Raw genomic sequence first — 19,485 nt, 5'->3', positions numbered from 1 at the left:
CCTATTGTCAGTAGTGTTTTTTACATCAAAATCCGAAATTCCTCCCGGTAAACGCGATCCACGTTTTCCAGCACGCGCTTCGCCTGATCGGCAAACCGCAGCTTTACGATGCCGTTCTTGTCGATCAACGCGCCGGCTTCGCTTTTATGCGTGCCGAACGCAGCTTCGTGCAAACGTCCTGCCCCTTGGGTCGGCGGCGCAAAAAAGAATCGCATCAAGTAATTGACGGGAAACGGAAGGCCGGACTTTTTCCCTTTGCGAATCGTGTTGTTGGGTCCGGGATCGGCGCTGCGCAGCAGAATGCCGTCTTGAGCTTCGCTATGAGACAGTGCTTGCGTCCAAAGCGACATGGCGAGCTTGGTGTCGGCGTAAGCGCCGGTCAGCTGTTTGAAGCGCTGCGGCCGTGCGAGCTTATCGGCATCGAATGCTTTCGTATAATTGAACGCGTTCGACGAGGTGCCGATAACCGTTTTGAACGAGCCGCGCAGCAGCAGCTCTTTCATCTCGCGGTAGATGATGTACGGCACGACCGTTTGCAGTTCGTAATGCATCTCGCGTCCTTGCGGAGAGAATCGGAGTTCCGGCAGGCTTCCGCCCGCATTGTTGAACAGCATGTCGATCGATGTTTCTTCGGCCTGAATTTTTTGAAGCGCGGCGGCCAATTGCGGAAAATCGGTCAGTTCCGCCGTGTAGATTCGAAGTCGGCCGTCGCGGATTGCGCGGGTCGTCACTTCGTCGTCTGCGGCAAACGAAGAACGAATCAGCGCCGCCACATGCCACCCTTCCGTCAACAGGCGGCGCGTCAATTCCAAGCCGATGCCGTTATTGGCGCCGGTAATCAAAGCCGTGCGTGCAGCCGGACGAGCAAGAGGTAACGTATTCATGGGAAAGCCTCCAGTTTAGGGCGAGTATTCTCGCGGATTGGAGACAGTGTATAACTTGGAGCCGGCTCCAAGTCAAACGTTAAATTTGAAGTTCTTGACTTGGAGTCGACTCCAAGCGGTATACTCGAGGCAAGCAAAACGAGCGATAAGCCATAAGCGAAGGAGCGATGATCATGGCAGAGCAGGCACTTGAATATACGGAAGTCATGCCGATAACCGATACGGCCGAAGCCGAACCGACAGGATATACGATCAAGCAAACGTCGGAGTTGACCGGACTTCCGGAAGACACGATTCGATATTACGAGAAGATCGGCCTGCTGCCGAGAGCGAAGCGGCGCGCGAACAGTCATCGGATTTACGCGGAGAGCGACGTCGAGACCATGAAGCTGATTCTGTGCCTGAAAAAAACGGGCATGCCGCTGGATGAAATGAAACCCTATCTGGATATGTCCCGCACCGGAGATTTGTCGGAGACGCCCGAAGCGTTCGAACGCATCCGGCAGTACCGCGCGAATGTGCTGGAGCAGATCTCCTCGCTGCAAACGATCGTCGATTTTATCGATCTCAAGCTCGCGCAGGGGACGCTGATGAACAAGCAGGATTGCGGCGCCGATCCCCAGGAAGGGCCGGGGCTGCCTGCGAAGCGGGACAGCAAATTCCGCTGAGCGGGTTTTGATCGGGCGGAAATCAAACCAAGTACGGATAACGCGCGTTCATAAAAAGAAAGCCGATGGGTCCTAGCAGCTTGTCTCAAATTAATGTGGGCTTACGCTTGCCTGAAACGTACTAAAACCATGCACGTTTCATTCAATCGCAAACCTTATATTAAAGTGAGACAAGCCCGAAGGAGGGGTTATGAAGCATTCCAAAAAGATCATGTACGCTACTTTATTCTTCGTGCTGGTGCTCGTTGTCGCAGCCGCTTTGTTTTTCCGATCCTATTCGCATTACAAAGCAACCAGCCAATACTTTTATCGAGACGCGGTATCCGATATCGTATCCGGCGCGGTTCAGGTTAATGAAATAGCCAAGACCGATCAAAAAGAATACACGGTTCAACAGTTGAAAGACATCGAGCAGGCGCAAAGCGGTCTTATGCTGCGTTATCAGGATTTGTTCCTTTTGTTCCAGGACGAATCTTTTATGAATGCGACAAAAATGGAATTCGTGGACTTCTATTCGATCTACTTGAATGCGAACGTGCAGGATCGGGATTCGCCCGATACCGCCGCGCAGAATGTTCGATTAAACGAGGAGTCTTTGACGCAAATGAATCGGCTTATCGCGTTCGTTAACCGGGTTCGTGCTTTTTATTTGGAGGAAGGGTTCAACGAAAACGTAGAGCTGTCCGAACGAGATACCAAGCGCTTTATGCGAAAAATAGAAGAATTCATTCCTTAAAACGTAAAAGAAGCGCGGAATCCCGATCGAGGGAGCCGCAGCTTCTTTTTATCGCGTTTATTTAATTTCAATCACCAAAGCCGCCTCGAAATACTCCCCCGGAGCAAGCTCCACAGCCAACTCTTTATCTTTCAGCTCGCCCTCGAATTTGTCCGCGTCCGCCAAGCCGTGCCACGGCTCGATGCAGAGGAACGGTGCGTTTTTCGGCTGCCATACTCCCAAGTACGGGAAGTTCTCGGACGACACGCTGACGCTGTGCTTGCTTTTTTCGCTTTTCAGCGTCACGCGGTCCGACTTCACGTCGCGGAAGATCATGGCGCCTTCCTCGAACTGCGCGCGCGTCAGCGGCAGGACGGTTCCTTTTTCCAATACTGTCTCGGACTTGTCCGGAATTTGGATATTGCCGCCCGTCACGAAAAAGCGCTCCAGCGATTCTTCCTGATTGAATTCCAGCACGTAATCCTCGAAGTCCCCGTCGCCGCCGATCGGGCAGTTGAACGCCGGATGGGTGCCGAGCTGGAAGTAGATGTTTTTATCGTCGTCGTTGTCTACCCGGTACTGGATGCGCAGGCTTGAGCCTTCCAGCGTATAAGTGAGCGTCAGCGCGAATTTGTACGGGTAGATTGCCAGCGTCTCGTCGTCCGCGCACAGATGGAACACCGCGCGCGTCTCTTCCGCCTCGACCAGCCGGAATTCGCGATTGCGCGCGAAACCGTGGTTTTTCAGCGCGTATTCGCCGCCTTCCGCGCGCATCACGCCGTCATACACCGATCCGACGATCGGGAAAAGCACCGGCGAGCGTCCCGTCCAAAACTCCGCGTCGCCGCTCCACATGTATTCGCGTCCGCTTTCTTTGTCTTTGAAGCTGATCAATTCAGCGCCGAGCGGCCGGATTTCGACCGTGGCGGACTCGCTGTTCAAGATGGCATTCATGGGCTTTTTCCCTCCGGGTGAATGGATTGTGGATCTGTTTCTGACCTTAGTGTAGCAAAAAAGCATCCGCTGGAGAAAGGTTGCCGCAGGCGAGAGCGGAGCAGATTAGCTATAATGAGGAAAAAGGGAGGCGATGGCATGAGCAACAATACCCGGCAAGGCCAAGCATCGGGGGAAATCCGCTACGTACATAACGAAGGAGGGCCGGCGATCGGCTTGTCTGCTTCATCCGGCGTGAATGTGATCGAGCAGGACGGTTTGTTTTTCAAAGACTTGAACCGTAGCGGAGCATTGGAGCCTTACAAGGACTGGCGGCTTCCGGCCGAAGAACGCGCGAAAGACCTCGCTTCCCGCATGACGCCGGAGCAGATCGCGGGCCTGATGCTGTACAGCCGCCATCAATCGATTCCGGCAGGCAGCACCAATTGGATGTCTTCGACCTATAACGGCAAGCCTTACGAGGAGAGCGGCGCGAATGCGTGGGATTTGACCGACGAGCAGCGAAGCTTTTTGGAAAACGACCATCTGCGTCATATCCTCGTGACTACGGTGGAAAGTCCCGCTGTCGCCGCGCGCTGGAACAATCTCGTGCAGGCGTACGCGGAATCGGTCGGCCTCGGCATCCCGGCGAACAACAGCTCGGACCCGCGCCACGGCTCGGATTCCAGCTCGGAGTTCAATGCGGGTTCCGGCGGGAAAATCTCGATGTGGCCGGAAACGCTGGGACTTGCCGCCACTTTCGATCCGCGGCTCGTCCGCCGGTTCGGCGAAATCGCGGCAAAAGAGTATCGGGCGCTCGGCCTGACGACGGCGCTGTCGCCGCAGGTGGATATCGCGACCGATCCGAGATGGTTCCGTTTCAGCGGGACGTTCGGCGAAGATCCGCAGCTGTCCACCGATCTCGGACGTGCTTATATCGACGGGTTCCAGACTTCCGAAGGCGAAGACGAGATCGCAAGCGGCTGGGGACGCGCCAGCGTCAACGCGATGGTCAAGCACTGGCCGGGCGGCGGCTCGGGCGAAGGCGGCCGCGACGCGCATTACGCCAGCGGCAAATACGCGGTGTATCCGGACGGACGGTTCGACGAACACTTGAAGCCGTTCACCGAAGGCGCGTTCAAGCTGGACGGCGCGACCGGACAGGCTTCGGCGGTCATGCCGTACTATACGGTGTCGTGGGAGCAGGATACCGTAGGCGGCGAGAACGTCGGCAACGCCTACAGCAAGTATCTCATTACCGATCTGCTGCGCGAAAAGTACGGCTACGACGGCGTCGTGTGCACGGATTGGCTCATTACCGCCGACGAAAACGGGGAAAAAGATTCGTTTCTCAGCGGCAAGCCTTGGGGCGTGGAAGGATTAAGCGTCGCGGAGCGCCACTACAAGCTGCTGCTGGCGGGCGTGGATCAGTTCGGCGGCAACAACGAAGCGGGTCCGGTGTTGGAAGCGTACGAGATGGGCGTGCAAGAATACGGCGAAGAGTGGATGCGCGAGCGTTTCGAACGTTCCGCGGTGCGTTTGCTGAAGAACTTTTTCCGGCTGGGTTTGTTCGAGAATCCTTACGTCGACCCGGAGGAGAGCGAGCGGATCGTCGGGCAGCCGGATTATATGCGAGCAGGCTACGAGGCGCAGTTGAAGTCGGTCGTATTGTTGAAAAACAAAGGCGGCGTGCTTCCGTTGGGGGCCGGCTCTTCGCTCCAAGACTCCCGGGGCGAATCTTCCGCAGTCGAACAGCCTTCCTTTTCGCGTAAAAAGGTCTATATCCCGCGCCGCTATATCGCTCCGGGCCGCGACTGGTTCAGGAATCCGACGCCGGAGAAAACGGTCGATCCGCTGAATCGGAACATCTCCGCCAAATACTTCGATGTAGTCGACGATCCGTCGGAAGCCGATTTCGCGTTGGTCTGCATCGAAAACCCGGATTCGGGCATGGGCTACAGCCGCGAAGACGCGGAAGCCGGAGGCAGCGGATACGTGCCGATCAGCTTGCAATATCGCCCTTATACGGCAGAACTCGGACGCGAAGTCAGCTTGGCAGGCGACCCGCGCTCCAGCGATGTGCTCAACCGCTCGCATCTGGGCAAATCGGTGCGTACGCGTAACGAGGCGGATCTGGATCTGGTGCTGGATACCCGTGCGAAAATGGGCGACAAGCCGGTCATCGTGTCCATGCTGCTGTCGAACCCGGCGATTGTGGCGGAGTTTGAGCAAGCGGCGGATGTCATTTTGGTCAACTTCGGGTTGCAGGATCAGGCGCTGCTGGAGATTGTATGCGGCGAAGCCGAACCTTCCGGCCTGCTGCCGATGCAGATGCCTGCGGACATGCGTACGGTCGAAGAACAATTGGAGGACGTGCCGCGGGATATGAGATGCCACGTCGATACGGAAGGCAACACGTACGATTTCGCCTACGGCTTGAACTTCGGCGGCGTGATCGAAGACGAGCGGGTACGGAATTATCGGTAAGATGCGTGCACGTTTTAGTGAACTAGGGAGAGACGGAGCGCGATAGCAGGATGCAGGCGAGTCAAGCAGGTATACTAGCCGATGTTGGATAGGAAGCTAGGAAGCAAGTTGTAAAATATGCAAGATGATAAGTGAGAAAGGCTCTATTTTCGAAGTCGAGTTGCAGAAAATGCAGCATTTTACGCATAATCCGGAATCAAATAGCCTGATGGGAGCTAAAATGTTGCAAATCCTGCAACTTGAAGCTGAGAAACCGACTTTTGTTGCCGAAAATGTTGTGATTTTTGCAAGATGAGGCGCTAAGAAAACTCCAAAGCGCTCTGCATGTATGCCGAAGCTGCTTATTTCGCTCTTTTTCGCTTATGCACCTGACTCTACCTACCATCGGCAGCTAAACCCGCATACTGCTGAAAAAGCAGCAATCCGAAAGGAACGATCACATGAGCTGCGAAAAATTGACCTTTGCCATGGGCTGCTTTTGGGGACCGCAGGATCGCTTTTCCCGTATTCCCGGCGTAACCGGAACGAGGGTCGGTTATTCGGGCGGTGACAACGATAGCGGCAACAATGGAGAGGCTGAAGAGAGACATACTGATGTGCCAGGTCCGACCCATCGCCGCTTGAACGGCCACTCCGAAGTCGTCGAGATCGAATTCGATCCAAGCCAAGTCACGCTGGAAGAACTACTGGAGCATTTTTGGAACACCCATAACCCATCGGCAATCGAAGGCTACAAACCCGAAGATTCCCGCTACCGTTCCCTCTTGTTCTACCGAAACCAGAAGCAGCAAGAAACGATGGAACGCGTACAGCAAAAAATGACCGACCAAGGACTCTCCAGCCAAGCAACCGGCCTGCGAGCCATTCAACCGTTCTACCCCGCAGAAGAAAAGCACCAACACTACGAAAAGAAAAAGCGCCAAAAACTAGGGCGTGTCTGAAAACTCCGAAGGAAGCAGATTTTGCCGAATTTTTGTGTTCAGCAAGAAAAAGTGACGCTGCGGAGCGCGAAAAGGCGGTAAAAGATGCACATCGTTGAGTTTTCAGGCACGTCCTAAACGAATCTAAGTCATACTAGCTTGATCAAGCTAGCAGACACTCCATAAACAGCCTTTGCAGGCTGTTATCATGCACTGAACGTATTGTTTTTCTGAATAATTCCACTTCCCAGCGACTGACCTAGCGGAGGGAGAAATTCAGTGAAAGACGCCTTTGAGCGCGGAAAGCCGAAGGCTTTCTGCGCGAGACAGCGTCTTGTGAAGCATTTCGAAGAAATGCACTTCGGAAGCCTATGCTGGCAATTTCTCCCGCAGCCCGCGCCACTCACTCGCTCCCCCACTCCCCCACATTTAAGGTACAATCGAGCATAAGGAGAGGAGGGTGAATCCGCATGAATCATTTCGACAAAGGCATCGACTGCTATCAACGGAAAGATTTTCTGAACGCCGATTTTCATTTTAAAAAAGCATTGGTGGAAAAAGGATTACAGGCGGAAACCCTGGACTACCTGGCGCGCTGCCGTTTAATGCTGGGCGACTCGCGCAGTGCGCTGGAGCTGTTCAACGAGACGATGAAAATCGCGCCGACTTGGGAACGATCCTATGAGGGCAAAGCCAGACTGCATGCCAATCGCGAGGAATACGAAGAAGCGGAAGCCTTGGCGCGTCGCGCTCTAATGCTCAATGCCGAATCCGCGGAAAGTTGGGCGATTCTGGCTTACGTCTGCGAACGAACGCTGCGGCTCAAGGAAGCCAAATCCTGCTATCTGCGCGCCCTTGAACTCGATGCGACATTGGAAGAAGCCCATGTTCATCTCGCCGTCGTGTATTACGAGATGCGGGAACCGTACTCGAAGTGTCTGGAACAGTTGGATCGGGCGCTTGCTCTCAATCCTCAATCGACCGACGCGTTATTCAACAAAGGTTTGATTTATAAAGATTTACGTCGGTACGGCGCGAGCAAAACGGCTTTTGAAAAGCTGCTGGCGATCGATCCGCAGGATCGGGAAGCGAATTTGGAGTTGGCGGAGTTATATAAAAGAGATCGTCAGTACAGCAAAGCAGAGCAGTGTCTGAGTCGTGCCCGTAAGCAAAAGCTTTACGACGGGCGCGACGGCAGCCACACGTAATTCCGATCAACAGTGGGGAGAGAGGCCGAACGATGAGCGAACAAGAACATATCCAGTGCCGGCCCGATATGCCGCCTCAATCGACGAAGTCGAAAGTATCGGTGACCACCGAGATCGAAGTACGCCGCATCGATTACGGAAGCGAAGATTACCAACGTTCGCTCCGATTGCGGAACGAAGTGTTGCGCCGCCCGCTTGGGCGCAGCATCGCGGACGACGATCTGTCGGGAGATATCGAAGCGCTGCATGTCGGCGCATTTGCGGCGGAACGTCTGGTGGGCACCCTGTTATTGAAGCCGAAAAGCGAAGGCGTGCTTCAGATGAAGCAGGTCGCCGTGGACGAATCGCTGCGCGGCATGAGCGTCGGGCGCAAGTTGGTCGAGTACGCCGAACAGCTTGCGGCGCAACAAGGCTGCACGGAGATCATGCTGCACGCTCGCGAAGTCGCGGTTGTCTTTTATGAAAAGCTGGGGTATTCGCGCGAGGGAGAACGATTCGAAGAGATGGGAATCCCGCATTATGTGATGAGAAAACAGGTTGACTAACGAATCATAAAGGCAAAGACCACAAGGGAGCGCCGGTCCGCAGTATATGCAGACCTCGGCGCTCCCTCGTGCGAATCTTTGCCTTTTTCAAGTTGCAAACGTAATGAATATCGATCCTAATCGAGAGCTAACTGAATTACTCCAAATACCCTTTCACCAAGCCCGTCTTCAACGGTCTCGGCTGCTCGCAGTTCGACTTCAACTCCACGTAACTGCCGCTGTCCGAACTTTCGTGGAACGCATGCATGATCTCCAACACGTGATTGGTCAACTCGCCGTTCGCGCGCGGAGTGCCGCCGTTCAGCACGCAATTCGCCATATCCGATACGCCGATGCCCCGGCTGTTTTCCGCATATTGGTGGACGACGGGAATTTCTTTGAACTCCGTCGCTCCGGCAGGGCGAAGCGAGATCGGACCGCCGAAATTGTTCGGATCCGGAACCAGCAGCGTGCCCTGGGTGCCGTAGATTTCAATCGGCGGCAGCGTGCTGCTCCAGACGTCGAAGCTGGTAATCATGGTCGCGATCGCGCCGTTTTGGAAGCGCAGCGTACCCGCGATATGCGTCGGCACTTCAACGTCGATTTTTTCGCCGAAATGCGGTTGGCTGGTGATCGTGCGCTGTTCGAAAGACTTGGCGGTCATGCCGGCCACGGTCTGCGCGGGACCGAGCAGCGAGACCAGCGCGGTCAGGTAATACGGTCCCATATCGAACATCGGGCCGCCGCCTGCTTGATAATAAAAGGCCGGGTTCGGATGCCAGTTTTCATGGCCGTGCCCCAGCATGAATGCCGTCGCCGCGGCGGGCTGGCCGATATAGCCGTCGTCGATCAGCTTGCGGCAGGTTTGCAGGCCCGCGCCGAGGAACGTGTCCGGCGCGCCGCCGAGCAGCAATCCTTTTTCGCGTGCCAGTTCGACCAGCTCGTGACCTTGCTCGGGCAGCAGGGATAGGGGCTTTTCCACATAGACGTGTTTGCCGTGTTCCAGCGCCAGCTTGCAAAACTTGAAGTGATCGCCTGGCGTCGTCAGATTCACGATGATTTCGACATCCGGGCTGTTCAACACTTGCTCGGCTGTCCATTGATTAGGCACGCCGTACTTTTCCGCTGCCGCCTGCATCCGTTCCTCGCTGATATCGGACACCGCGAATACTTCCGTATTGGTGAAGGTGTGCGTCAGATTCTCCAGATAGATTCCACTGATATTGCCGCAGCCGATGATACCGATCTTCACTTTACGCATCTATGCTTCCGCCTCTCTATTCGCTTGAAATAAACCCTACTTCGCCGCCCAAAGCATCCCGCGACGCATCAATTCCTTGGCTTCCGGAATATCGAAAATGTTCGCCTGATGACCGAGCGAGTTGTAGAACACTTTGCCCGCGCCCCAACGCTTGGTGTATACGACGGGCATGACGATTTCGCCGTTGGCGGAATGCGGGCCTTCGCTGATGCGGAACGTCGTCGTGGCGAGCACGTCCACTACGGGATCGACGTGCAGATAATACTGCTCCGACTTCACGGTGAAGTCCGGAATGCCTTCGATCAGAGGACTGGACGAAGGACGCGCCATGCGGACTTCATATTCCACGCCGTCGTTGAACGGATGCGCGACCCACTGCGATCCGGTCAAAAATTGCCACTCGACGCTGTTGCGGAACGAATCGCACATCCCGCCGTGGCAGCCCGCCATGCCGACGCCCGATTCTACGGCTTTGAGTACGGGTTGAAGCTGCTCATTACTGATCTCGCCCATCGTCCATACAGGCACGATCAGATCAAGCTTCATCAGGCGTTCTTCGTCCAAAAAAGCATCCAGTGTATAAGAAATCTCCGCCTCGAAGCCTTCTTGGCGCAAAACTTCAGCGAAAATATCGGCGACTTCCTTCGGCTGGTGGCCGTCCCATCCGCCGCTTACGATCAAAGCTTGCTTGCTCATGACATCAAACTCCTATCTGAATAAGTTAGTTGAGGTTACGTTTGACGCTTACCCCCATATTCTAAAGGAAAGCGTTCTCTTTTTCGCGTCATTTTCATTGTGGAAGTAGACGATTTTTGCTAAATTCTAGCTATAGCGAAAAAGAATCGGGGTGAAGAAGATGCGGGCTTTTCATGAAAATCGAATTTATGGCAGCGGACTGCCCGTGCAAATTTCCTGCGTTCGCAACATGAACTTTTTGGCGCATTGGCATCATGATCTGGAGTTTATTTATGTGCGCGAAGGCGCCATTCAGATCGGAATCAACTCGGAGACGAGGCTGCTGCAAAAAGGCGAATTCGCGTTCAGCGGCAGCGGGGACATCCACTATTACGACAGCGGGAAGACGGACTCCGAAGTGCTAATGATCATTTTCAATCCGAGATTGGTCGGCAGCCCGGCCGGGTGGCCCGAGGAGCGGGGGGTACTGTCTTCGTTTATCCCGTATGCCAAAGGCGCGGCCGCTTCGGAGTTCGAAAAGGAAGCACTGGCGGACCTGGCGTCGGTCATGCAGCGGATCGCGGACGAAAACGAACGGCAGTCGGAGCAATCGGATGCGGTGATCACCGGACTTTTGCATATGCTATGCGGTCTGACGCTGCGTTACGTGCCTGTCGGCGCATCCGAACCCAAGCGCAGCGCCCGTTCAGCGTCCCATCTCAAAACGATGCAGGAGCTGCTGGAGTATCTGGAAAATCACTGCGAACTTCCGCTGACGCTTCAAGACGGAGCGGATCGCGCGCGAATGAGCGTCTTCCACTTCTCCCGCTTTTTCAAAAACGTGACCGGAATGAATTACAATACCTACGTCAACGAACTGCGGATCGGCCGCGCCGAGCGCATGATCGCCGAAACCGACGCCAAATTGATCGATATTGCGCTGGAATGCGGCTTCGGCAACGTACGCACGTTCAATCGGGTATTCCGTCAGCTTCGGGGCTGCACGCCGTCGGAGCTGCGTTGAAGCCGTCGTTTATAAGACGGCTTCAGGCTGTCTAGAAAGTCACGTCAGCGCGGGAAACGAGAAGACTCCGAGAGAAATTGCCAGCATAGGCTTCCGAAGTGCATTTCTTCGAAATGCTTCCGGTCGCGTGTTGAAATCGGGAAAAGGATTGAATTTTATATGAAATTTTCCCGATTTCAAAGGCGATCACTATCGTTCCTACACTGAATTTCTCTCTCCGTCTTCTCGTTTCCAGTTGCGCTGGGCTTTCTCAACACGTTGAAGCCGTCTTTTATAAGGCGGCTTTTTTGTATGTAAAGTGAAAAATGATTTTTTAAAACCATTGTGGCACTTTGATTCGTCTGTATAACGAAGTTGCGAACGATCAAAATTCGAATTCAATAGTATGGATGTGAAGGGGCAAAAATAAAATAAAGAAAAATATTTCTTTTTTTGCGAACCCTCTTCGAGCTTTGATCGTCACCTCTACAGAATGCGCGGAAAACGCATTGCAAAAAGCCGGACCGGCGCCGCGCATCAAACCGAATTTCAGGAGGTAATGACAATGAGATTTCGATTCAAACCTGCCGTTTTGGGCATGGCCATGGTAGTGGGCATTACAGGCATAGGTGCGGGAGGCGCTTTGGCGGCGCAGTCGACGAGCGAGTTGGACTGGAAATACGATGTGTCTTACGGGCGCGCGATCTAGGCAGTACGTTCGCGTAAGAAGGCGTTCTTGCGGACGGCGACGATATCGCGTACGACAAAGACGGCAAGCTGAAAACGAGCAAGACCTTCGCAGGCGACACTCCGAGAATGACGCAGGCGAAAGAAACGGATGAAATCGTGGTCGCGAGCGCAAAATCGGGAACGTTCCTGTCCCTGAATCCCAAAGACTTAAGCGTGAAGCACGAACTGGACATGAGCGGAATTTCGACCGTGAAATCGACCTACGCTTTCCTGTATGAACGAGGCGGCGAACTGTACGTGCATGCGATCGACGACAACGTCAACGAAACGATTTTGCACTACAGCTTGAAATAAGAACGCCTGAAAAGAAGGACATCGGCTGTTCATTTTAATCTTTTTAGTACTTAATATCGGGTAAAATATCTTTTTTGAGATAAAATTAAGGAGGATTACAAAATGAAAAAGGTTTTCAAACCCGTCATGTTGAGCATGGCCGTCGCAATGGGCATTACCGGAATAAGCTCTGGAGGCGCTTTGGCGGCGCAGGTTGACGGCAAACCGGATTGGACGTACGACGTTCCGGCCGCTTTGGATCTCGACAGCGGTCTGAGATTCGCCACGTTCGCGGGCGACAATCTGTATCTGTGGGCGGTCGAAGGGCGCAATTCGAGCATCGTGCAGGCATTCGATCAAGAAAACGGCGGCAAGGATAATTGGACCTACGATTTCCGGGGCAATGCCAAGCAGCTGACGAGCAGCGGGTACGCGATTCAGGACAAAGACGGAAATTCCTATTTCGTCCGCAAAAAAGACGGAGACAAAACGTACAAGCTGGAAGCGGTCGACGCGAACGGCAAATTGAAGTGGTCGAAAGATACCGGCAGCAAAGCGATCGAACGGCTGCAGGTGCTTGATAGCGGTGATGTAATCGCCAGCGGCAGCATCGCTCCGACCAAGAAGACTGACGGTTATCAGATTTTTTATATTTTCGGAAAAGACGGCAAGCTGAAAAACACGAAGAAAATCGGGGACGCGGACATCAAAAACGAAGGCGCGTACGTGAAAATTCTTCCCGACGGGAAAGTGTTAGCGATCGCTCCTAAACTTCAGCTTTTCAAAAGCCTGAACGACTTGAAAAAGCCGATTCTCGAATACGATCTGCCGGAATGGAATTCGCTCGATTTCGACGTGCGCGGCGGCAACTTCAGCGATTCCGTCTATTCCCTCGCCGGAGGCGATATCCTCCTTGCGCTTCGCGAAGAAGATTACAGCGCGGTGGAATTCAAGGAAGGCTTCCAGGAGATCGACTTGGACATCGTCAAACAAAGCAGGTCGCTGGTGCTGTTCGACGCGAAAGGCAAAAAGAAATGGGAACGCGAGCTGTGGAAAGACGCGGCTGCCGTGCCGACCGCAAACGGATTCGTGCTGCAAAAAGACAATAAGCTCGAACTGTACGGCAAAGACAACAAGCTCAAAACGAGCAAAACGTTCGAAGGCGACGACCTCTGGCTGTCCAAAGCCAAAACGACGGACGAAATCGTGCTGACCAGCAAAAAAGCCGGCACGTTCAAAGCGCTGGATCCGAAAGACCTGAGCGTGAAATACGAGATCGACATGAAGAAAACGGCCGGGGAAAAAGCCGACTATTCGTTCCTTTACGAAGGCGCCGGCGAATTGTACGTGCACACGATGGACTGGAACGTGAACAAGTCGATCTCGCATTACAGTTTGAAATAATTCGACAAACAATCAAAAGGAGGAGTAACTTATGAAATTTCGATTCAAACCTTTGATGCTCGGTATGGCGATGGCGGTAGGCGTAGGCGCGAGTCTGAACGCGGGAGGCGCGGTTGCCGCAGCGGCGGAGCCGACAAGCAAATTGCCGAGCGCAGATTGGACGTACGACGTTCCTTACGGTCACGATTTGGGATGGGTGTTCGATTTCGGCAAGGCGACTAAAGACCGTTTGTACGTTACGCTTTATACGACGGAAGGCGGCGGCACGCAGCTTCAGTCGTTCGATCGCAAAGACGGAAAGAAAAACTGGATTTACGATCTGAAAGGCGATTCGGAAAGTATCAGCATGTTCGGACAGCCGATCATTTCCCCGACCAGCGGAGACGTTTATTATGCAGCCAAAAAAGACAACGAAAAATCGTACAAACTGTATGCGATAAGTTCGCAAGGCAAACTGAAATGGAGCAAGCCCGTCGATGTCGAAATCATAGGCACGCTGCAAATCCAGCCTAACGAAGATATCCTGCTGGCCACGGGAGCGATGGACGGAAAAACGACCACCGTCTATAATTTCGCGAAAGACGGCAAATTAAAGAAAAAGAGCACGGTGAAGGGGAGCAAGAACTTGGCGGTTCTGCCGAACGGTCAAGTCGCCAATACGATGGGCCAAAAGTTGGAACTGTACCCGAGCATCAACAATCTGAGCAAACCGACATTCTCGTATTCGCTGCCGAAGCAAACTACCGTAGCGAGCGATTTCCGATCGTGGGATAACGCGTCAAGACCTGCGGTATACCCGTTCAATGGTGGCAAGCTGGTGGGGTTCGAGTGGAACGAGCAAACGAAAAGCAAAGGTCCGGGCGTCGAAATCCTCGACCCTGCCGGTCACCAAAAATCGACCATGTTCGTCTTCTTCGACAGCAAAGGCAAAAAGGTCTGGGAACGCAAGCTTCCGAAAGGCGCAGTAGCGATTCAAGCAGGCGAGAACCTGCTGGTTAAAAACGGCCTGAAGTTGGAACTTTACGGTCCGGACAACAAGTTGAAAACAAGCAAAACGTTCGATTCGAAAGATTTCAACCTTTACAAAGCACCGAATGAAGAAATCGTCATGTCCAACGCGACGAGCGGAGAGTTTTACGCGCTGGACGCGGAAACTCTGAGCGCGAACCATCATATCGAATTGGAACCTTCGGCCGACGGAAAGAAAAAATACGGATTCCTGTATGCCGGAGACGGAAAGCTGTACATCCATGATGCCGAAGCCGAAGGCAGTAACGTCGTGTCCGCGTATACGTTGAAGTAACGTTCCGGATCCCGGCAAGCGACTGTCGGAATCCCGCCGAATTTGTCCCTCTGTCGTTGCTCGCCAGAAACGAAACGGGAATGAACCGCGTCGCAAGCCCGAAAAATCATACGATGCAAAACGGATGGTAAACCAAAAACGCTCCGGCAAATGCCGGAGCGTTTTTCCCATGAATAAAAGGCTGAAGCGACAGCAGGGGCGACGAATCGCTTTGCTTTTGCTTCAAGCATTCGCTGCGTCAGAAAAACGTGCAGTACGAGTCCGCGCGATCCATGAGCGCGTCGGACGAAGGGCGCTCGATCGCGGCGGCGATGTAGAGCCGCCGCAGCATGTCGTCCGGCTGCGGATGGCCGCCGGACGGATTCTCGGCGCCGACGAACGAGGTCGGCGCTTCTTCGCGTTCGGCGACCATCGTCGCCGCCGCGCCGCGCACCGCGCGCAGCACCGCGTCCGGCGCGTAGCGGACCGGCGGGTGCGGCGCATAGCCGCCGGAGAGGTCTAGGCTGCTTGCGGCCGAGACCATACGCGCGTCGGAGCCGCGCCCCGACGCTTGGGCGGCCATGCCGCCCAGCAGGCCGGCCGCGCCGAGGCCGAGCAGAAGCCGCGCCCCGGCGCGGCGGGCTTCCAGCGCCGCGAGCAGGTCGGCCAGCGCGCCGCGAAGCAGCGCGTACTGGGCGTAATGACGCTTGCGCGCGCCCCAGCGGTCGGCTTCGACCGAAGCCGCCGCTTCTTCCGGCGTCAGGCCGCGCAGCCGGCCGAAGCAAGTGCTCCAGCGCACCAGATCGGCCGGTGCAAAGCCTTCGGAGATCAGGCAGACGCCGTATCCGGCGGCGTTCCCGCAGGACAGTTTCAGCAGGCCGTAGCGCCGCACCGTTTTGCGCGGTTCGTTTTCCCGTGCTTCCTCCACCACGTCAAACGCGAACATTTCGATACCGGACAACTTTCTTTCGTTCATTCTGCCTGTTCTCCTCCTTGGCTCAGCCTGTATTTTGCATCGCGAAGCAGCCGTTCCTTCCGCCGACGGAATTGTCGGCATCGGGCAGCCTGTCGCGTTCCCTCTACATGAATCGGCATTTCGGTCTTTGATTTGAATAGAAAAAGCCCTACCCGCAAAAAGTTTTTTGCGCAAATCGGTACCGGCTTTACGGCGGGACGACCGGAGGCCTCTTGTTCCGGGTCATTCATCTTTTTTTACCTGAGCCGCGTGGTCGAATCTCGCCACCACCAGCAGGTCCATATGGCGCGCCGTCCGCAGCAGGCGCTGGGTCAGCGAACCGAACAGCAGGCGGTAAAGCTTCGAACGCCGCGACTGGCCGACGATCAGTTGGGTGCAGCGCCTGGCGTCGGCGCGCATCAGCAGCTCTTCGTGCAGCCGTCTTGCGGGAACGCGTTCGCCGAGATCGAAGCTGCCGCCGAGCCGGCGGGTCAATCGCTTAATCTGCTCGATCCGTTCCCGCTCTTGCCCTTGCGGGCATTCGCCGTCCGGAATGTAGCAGACGTGCCACGGCGCTTTGAGCCGGTAAGCGATCCGGAAGCCGCGCCGGATCAGCCGCTCGGCGTTGTCGCTCAGCGTCACCGCGACGAAGATCACTTCTTCGCGCCGCCACGGCCCGCGCAGCGACGTTTTCCGCTCCCACGATTCCAATCGCTCGTCCACGTCGTCCGCGATCTCGCGCAGCGCAAGTTCCCGCAGCGCGATCAGGTTGCCCGTTTTGAAAAAGTTGCCGAGCGCCTGATCCACTTTTTCCCGCGCGTAAATCCGTCCGGCCCGCATCCGTTCCTGCAAAGCTTTCGGCGTGACGTCGATCAGTTCGACCTCGTCGGCGAGACTGAGCAGCGAATCCGGCACCGTTTCCCGCACGCGCACGCCCGTCAACTGCTCCACGTTATCGTTAAGGCTTTCCAAATGTTGCACGTTGAGCGTGGAGATGACGGAGATGCCCGCGTTCAGCAGGCGAATGACGTCTTCGTAACGCTTTTTGTTGACGCTGCCCGGCACGTTGGTATGCGCCAGCTCGTCGACCAGCACCACCTCGGGATCTCGGGCGATGATGGCGTCGGCGTCCATTTCCTGAAGCTGCGCGCCTTTGTACGGCACGATCGCGCGCGGCACCAGTTCCAGCTCGCTCACCTGATCCTGCGTTTCTTGGCGGCCGTGCGTTTCCAGCAATCCAATGACGACGTCGATCTTCTTTTTGCGCAAAATATTGCCTTCCCGCAGCATCGTGTACGTTTTGCCGACGCCGGGAGCGGCTCCGATATACACTTTGAAACGCCCGCGTTTGATCTCTTCGATCTTGCGTCCCGCCTGTTCTTGGCTCAGGCGGCGATACGGTCCCGCCGGGTCCTGCAGCGGTTCTTTGCGCTTGGTCGGCAGGATGCGTTCGCCGCCGCCCGACGTGCGGTCCGCGACGACGAACATGTCCACGTTGCGCATGCATTTGACCATTTCCGCCACGATCGAGCCTTTGAAAAACTCCTGCGACCGCGTCTGGTTCGAATGCCCGATCACGATCCGCGACACGTTCTGCTCCAGCGCCAGTCGCGTAAGCGTAGGCGGAATGTCGCGTCTGGAACGGATATGGATCTCGTGCAGCGTCGCGCCGATCTTTTCGCACAGCTTGCGGATCGAGCGCCGGAATTCTTCGCGCTCCGGTCCGAGCTTTTCGCCCGGATTGACGAACGTGACGACCGACAATTCGCCGCCGAGCCGCTGCGCGATCTGCTGGCCGCGCCGGATATGGATCGAGCCGTTCCAATGGTACTGCGCGGAGACGAGAATATGCTCGGCCGTGCCCGAAGCGCCCACGTAACCCTGCTCGTCCCGGTATTTGAGCAGCGTGCCGTTGACGCCTTCGGCAACCAGCCGCAGCGTCAGCTCGCGCAGCACGCCGATATTGCCGCGGCTGAACAAATTTTTGTCCGGCATGTTTTTAAGCAAACCGTCTTCGATCCGCGCGAGCAGCGCTTCGGGCGTGACGTCGATCAGCCGCACCTCGTCCGCCAGCTCCAGCGTGTCGGCGGGAACGGTTTCTTTTACCTCGATCCCGATCAGCTTGCGCGCCATTTCCGTCACGCCTTGCAGCTCGTACACGTTAACGGTAGCGATCACGCTGATGCCTTTTTCCAGCAAAAAGCGGATATCGTCCAATCTTGTCGCGTTCGGCGCGCCGGGACGGTTGCGATGGGCCAGCCCGTCGGTCAGCAGCACCTCCGGATTGCGCGAGACGATCGCGTCGACGTCGAGGTCTTTGCGTTCGCTGCCGTCGGCGTGCTTCCAATGGATGCTCGGGATGCGTTCCAACCCTTGCAGCTGCTCCATCGTTTCCGGGCGCTGCATGGTCGACACGGCGCAGATCACGACGTCGACGCCTTGGCTTTGCAGCGTCTGGCCGTCGCGCAGCATATGGTACGTTTTGCCGGAACCGGAGATGGCTCCGATGATGATCTTGAGCCGTCCGGTGTACAGCGCTTGGATCGATTGCAGGATTTCTTCCGGCGATTTGCGTTTGAAGTCGGGCATGGTCTTTCTTCCTTTCGTGGGAAGCGGACGGGCGGCATGCCGGGGTACGCCGGGAAACAGCGAAACCGCCGCGGCATGAGCTCTAAAGGATCGCATATCCGTCAGAAGCTCAATTCGTTGGGTCTTGGAATTTTAACGGATCGTACAAGCGCTTAGCTGCGAAAAAGTAGGAGAAAAGAGGCGGAAACGCGCTGTTTTATCGTTTAAGCGTCACCTCGATCCGTTAAAAATTCCGAATGGCCGAATACGGCCTCTAAGCGTCGTCTCGTTCCGTTAGAAGCGGCAGCGATCGATTTGAATAAAGAAACGTCGTCTCGCTCTCCACGCTAATCACCAGACCTCATCGAGCCGCCTGTACCGCCAAATTCAGTTCCAGCACGTTGACCGCCGGTTCGCCGAACAAGCCGAGCGAGCGTCCTTGCGTGTGTTCCGCGATCAGCTGCTTCAGCTTGTCCGCCGCGATTCCCGTTGCGCCGCTCACGCGCGGAACCTGCGCTTCGGCGGAAGCCGGGCTGATATGCGGATCGAGGCCGGAGCCGGAGTTGGTGATCAAGTCGATCGGCAGCTCCGAGACCGGAACTTCCGGATTTTGCGACTTCCAATCGGCAATCGACTGTTCGGCGCGGGTCAGCAGCTCGGGATTGGACGGAGCATAGTTGGGCGTGCCGGAACCGTTCGCGTCGTAATCGATGCTCGATACGCGGCCGTGGAAATAACCGGGATCGGTGAAGCTTTGGCCGATCAGCGAGGAGCCGACCACCTGGCCTTCGGCGTTTTCGATCAGGCTGCCGTTCGCTTTGTCCGGCGCGGCGGCCTGAGCGACGGCCCAAACGGCGATATTGTAGATAATACAGCAGACGATGGCTACGGAAAAAGTCGTGCGCAGCGTCATCCATACGATTCGCATAAGTAAGTTCCTCCATTTTATAAAAGACGAATGGTAAAAGAGCCTGG

Annotated in this window: 18 protein-coding genes; 11 read left to right on the top strand and 7 right to left on the bottom strand. The window is 55.5% G+C overall.

Annotated features, from left to right (window positions below; all coding sequences use genetic code 11):
- Nucleotides 1-20 precede the first annotated feature (20 nt).
- The gene (locus tag HRQ63_RS17170) at nt 21-884 is read right to left on the bottom strand and encodes an SDR family NAD(P)-dependent oxidoreductase (protein WP_172245967.1); all 864 of its coding nucleotides are present in this window, start codon (nt 882-884) and stop codon (nt 21-23) included.
- A 173-nt stretch (nt 885-1,057) separates the two neighbouring features.
- Here HRQ63_RS17170 and HRQ63_RS17165 point away from each other — a divergent pair, with 173 nt between their 5' ends.
- Nucleotides 1,058-1,552: a MerR family transcriptional regulator gene (locus HRQ63_RS17165; RefSeq protein WP_229714238.1), complete on the top strand. Its 495-nt coding sequence runs from the start codon at nt 1,058-1,060 to the stop codon at nt 1,550-1,552.
- A 190-nt stretch (nt 1,553-1,742) separates the two neighbouring features.
- Nucleotides 1,743-2,288, top strand: coding sequence for a hypothetical protein (locus tag HRQ63_RS17160; protein ID WP_172245965.1), 546 nt, complete (start codon nt 1,743-1,745; stop codon nt 2,286-2,288).
- 57 nt (nt 2,289-2,345) lie between these two features.
- Here the strand turns inward: HRQ63_RS17160 and HRQ63_RS17155 are convergent, their stop codons facing one another.
- On the bottom strand, nt 2,346-3,221 hold the full coding sequence (locus tag HRQ63_RS17155; protein WP_172245963.1) for an aldose 1-epimerase family protein: 876 nt from the start codon (nt 3,219-3,221) through the stop codon (nt 2,346-2,348).
- 138 nt (nt 3,222-3,359) lie between these two features.
- On the opposite strand from HRQ63_RS17155, the gene HRQ63_RS17150 reads away from it, so the two are divergent.
- The 4 genes from HRQ63_RS17150 to HRQ63_RS17135 all read left to right on the top strand — a co-directional run bounded on the left by HRQ63_RS17150 (nt 3,360) and on the right by HRQ63_RS17135 (nt 8,360).
- Complete coding sequence (locus HRQ63_RS17150; RefSeq protein WP_172245961.1) at nt 3,360-5,687, top strand: glycoside hydrolase family 3 protein; 2,328 nt, start codon at nt 3,360-3,362, stop codon at nt 5,685-5,687.
- A 440-nt stretch (nt 5,688-6,127) separates the two neighbouring features.
- Nucleotides 6,128-6,628 (top strand): peptide-methionine (S)-S-oxide reductase MsrA, encoded by a 501-nt coding sequence (gene msrA / locus HRQ63_RS17145; protein WP_172245959.1) that lies wholly within the window; start codon nt 6,128-6,130, stop codon nt 6,626-6,628.
- 449 nt (nt 6,629-7,077) lie between these two features.
- Nucleotides 7,078-7,815: a tetratricopeptide repeat protein gene (locus HRQ63_RS17140; RefSeq protein WP_172245957.1), complete on the top strand. Its 738-nt coding sequence runs from the start codon at nt 7,078-7,080 to the stop codon at nt 7,813-7,815.
- A gap of 32 nt (nt 7,816-7,847) precedes the next feature.
- Nucleotides 7,848-8,360, top strand: a complete 513-nt coding sequence (locus HRQ63_RS17135; protein ID WP_229714237.1) for a GNAT family N-acetyltransferase — start codon at nt 7,848-7,850, stop codon at nt 8,358-8,360.
- 136 nt (nt 8,361-8,496) lie between these two features.
- Here HRQ63_RS17135 and HRQ63_RS17130 read toward each other — a convergent pair whose 3' ends face one another.
- Together HRQ63_RS17130 and HRQ63_RS17125 are read right to left on the bottom strand one after the other, a co-directional pair.
- Nucleotides 8,497-9,600, bottom strand: a complete 1,104-nt coding sequence (locus HRQ63_RS17130; protein ID WP_172245955.1) for a Gfo/Idh/MocA family protein — start codon at nt 9,598-9,600, stop codon at nt 8,497-8,499.
- A gap of 36 nt (nt 9,601-9,636) precedes the next feature.
- Nucleotides 9,637-10,296 (bottom strand): ThuA domain-containing protein, encoded by a 660-nt coding sequence (locus HRQ63_RS17125; protein ID WP_172245952.1) that lies wholly within the window; start codon nt 10,294-10,296, stop codon nt 9,637-9,639.
- A 160-nt stretch (nt 10,297-10,456) separates the two neighbouring features.
- Here HRQ63_RS17125 and HRQ63_RS17120 point away from each other — a divergent pair, with 160 nt between their 5' ends.
- The 5 genes from HRQ63_RS17120 to HRQ63_RS17100 all read left to right on the top strand — a co-directional run bounded on the left by HRQ63_RS17120 (nt 10,457) and on the right by HRQ63_RS17100 (nt 15,008).
- Entirely contained in the window at nt 10,457-11,299 is an 843-nt protein-coding gene (locus HRQ63_RS17120; protein ID WP_172245950.1) for an AraC family transcriptional regulator, read from the top strand.
- Nucleotides 11,300-11,843: 544 nt separating this feature from the next.
- On the top strand, nt 11,844-11,987 hold the full coding sequence (locus HRQ63_RS17115) for a hypothetical protein (RefSeq protein WP_172245948.1): 144 nt from the start codon (nt 11,844-11,846) through the stop codon (nt 11,985-11,987).
- A gap of 107 nt (nt 11,988-12,094) precedes the next feature.
- A complete protein-coding gene (locus tag HRQ63_RS17110) occupies nt 12,095-12,322 on the top strand; it encodes a hypothetical protein (RefSeq protein WP_172245946.1) in 228 nt (75 codons plus the stop codon).
- A gap of 102 nt (nt 12,323-12,424) precedes the next feature.
- Nucleotides 12,425-13,705 (top strand): hypothetical protein, encoded by a 1,281-nt coding sequence (locus HRQ63_RS17105; RefSeq protein WP_172245944.1) that lies wholly within the window; start codon nt 12,425-12,427, stop codon nt 13,703-13,705.
- A 31-nt stretch (nt 13,706-13,736) separates the two neighbouring features.
- On the top strand, nt 13,737-15,008 hold the full coding sequence (locus tag HRQ63_RS17100; RefSeq protein ID WP_172245942.1) for an outer membrane protein assembly factor BamB family protein: 1,272 nt from the start codon (nt 13,737-13,739) through the stop codon (nt 15,006-15,008).
- A gap of 238 nt (nt 15,009-15,246) precedes the next feature.
- Here the strand turns inward: HRQ63_RS17100 and HRQ63_RS17095 are convergent, their stop codons facing one another.
- The 3 genes from HRQ63_RS17095 to kdpC form a co-directional block, all read right to left on the bottom strand.
- A complete protein-coding gene (locus HRQ63_RS17095) occupies nt 15,247-16,137 on the bottom strand; it encodes a hypothetical protein (RefSeq protein WP_172245940.1) in 891 nt (296 codons plus the stop codon).
- Nucleotides 16,138-16,185: 48 nt separating this feature from the next.
- Nucleotides 16,186-18,531: a universal stress protein gene (locus HRQ63_RS17090; RefSeq protein WP_172245938.1), complete on the bottom strand. Its 2,346-nt coding sequence runs from the start codon at nt 18,529-18,531 to the stop codon at nt 16,186-16,188.
- A 340-nt stretch (nt 18,532-18,871) separates the two neighbouring features.
- On the bottom strand, nt 18,872-19,438 hold the full coding sequence (kdpC, locus tag HRQ63_RS17085; RefSeq protein WP_172245936.1) for a potassium-transporting ATPase subunit KdpC: 567 nt from the start codon (nt 19,436-19,438) through the stop codon (nt 18,872-18,874).
- Between the last annotated feature and the right edge of the window lie 47 nt (nt 19,439-19,485).

It is taken from the genome of Saccharibacillus endophyticus (assembly GCF_013185185.1).
Taxonomy (GTDB): Bacteria; Bacillota; Bacilli; order Paenibacillales; family Paenibacillaceae; genus Saccharibacillus; species Saccharibacillus endophyticus.
This window is presented reverse-complemented; position numbering and strand designations above follow the sequence as displayed.

Bases quoted from the DNA above. Each gene is read 5' to 3' on its own strand.
- HRQ63_RS17170 (WP_172245967.1), bottom strand. From the start codon at position 884: ATGAATACGTTACCTCTTGCTCGTCCGGCTGCACGCACGGCTTTGATT.
- HRQ63_RS17165 (WP_229714238.1), top strand. From the start codon at position 1,058: ATGGCAGAGCAGGCACTTGAATATACGGAAGTCATGCCGATAACCGAT.
- HRQ63_RS17160 (WP_172245965.1), top strand. From the start codon at position 1,743: ATGAAGCATTCCAAAAAGATCATGTACGCTACTTTATTCTTCGTGCTG.
- HRQ63_RS17155 (WP_172245963.1), bottom strand. From the start codon at position 3,221: ATGAATGCCATCTTGAACAGCGAGTCCGCCACGGTCGAAATCCGGCCG.
- HRQ63_RS17150 (WP_172245961.1), top strand. From the start codon at position 3,360: ATGAGCAACAATACCCGGCAAGGCCAAGCATCGGGGGAAATCCGCTAC.
- msrA (WP_172245959.1), top strand. From the start codon at position 6,128: ATGAGCTGCGAAAAATTGACCTTTGCCATGGGCTGCTTTTGGGGACCG.
- HRQ63_RS17140 (WP_172245957.1), top strand. From the start codon at position 7,078: ATGAATCATTTCGACAAAGGCATCGACTGCTATCAACGGAAAGATTTT.
- HRQ63_RS17135 (WP_229714237.1), top strand. From the start codon at position 7,848: ATGAGCGAACAAGAACATATCCAGTGCCGGCCCGATATGCCGCCTCAA.
- HRQ63_RS17130 (WP_172245955.1), bottom strand. From the start codon at position 9,600: ATGCGTAAAGTGAAGATCGGTATCATCGGCTGCGGCAATATCAGTGGA.
- HRQ63_RS17125 (WP_172245952.1), bottom strand. From the start codon at position 10,296: ATGAGCAAGCAAGCTTTGATCGTAAGCGGCGGATGGGACGGCCACCAG.
- HRQ63_RS17120 (WP_172245950.1), top strand. From the start codon at position 10,457: ATGCGGGCTTTTCATGAAAATCGAATTTATGGCAGCGGACTGCCCGTG.
- HRQ63_RS17115 (WP_172245948.1), top strand. From the start codon at position 11,844: ATGAGATTTCGATTCAAACCTGCCGTTTTGGGCATGGCCATGGTAGTG.
- HRQ63_RS17110 (WP_172245946.1), top strand. From the start codon at position 12,095: ATGACGCAGGCGAAAGAAACGGATGAAATCGTGGTCGCGAGCGCAAAA.
- HRQ63_RS17105 (WP_172245944.1), top strand. From the start codon at position 12,425: ATGAAAAAGGTTTTCAAACCCGTCATGTTGAGCATGGCCGTCGCAATG.
- HRQ63_RS17100 (WP_172245942.1), top strand. From the start codon at position 13,737: ATGAAATTTCGATTCAAACCTTTGATGCTCGGTATGGCGATGGCGGTA.
- HRQ63_RS17090 (WP_172245938.1), bottom strand. From the start codon at position 18,531: ATGCCCGACTTCAAACGCAAATCGCCGGAAGAAATCCTGCAATCGATC.
- kdpC (WP_172245936.1), bottom strand. From the start codon at position 19,438: ATGCGAATCGTATGGATGACGCTGCGCACGACTTTTTCCGTAGCCATC.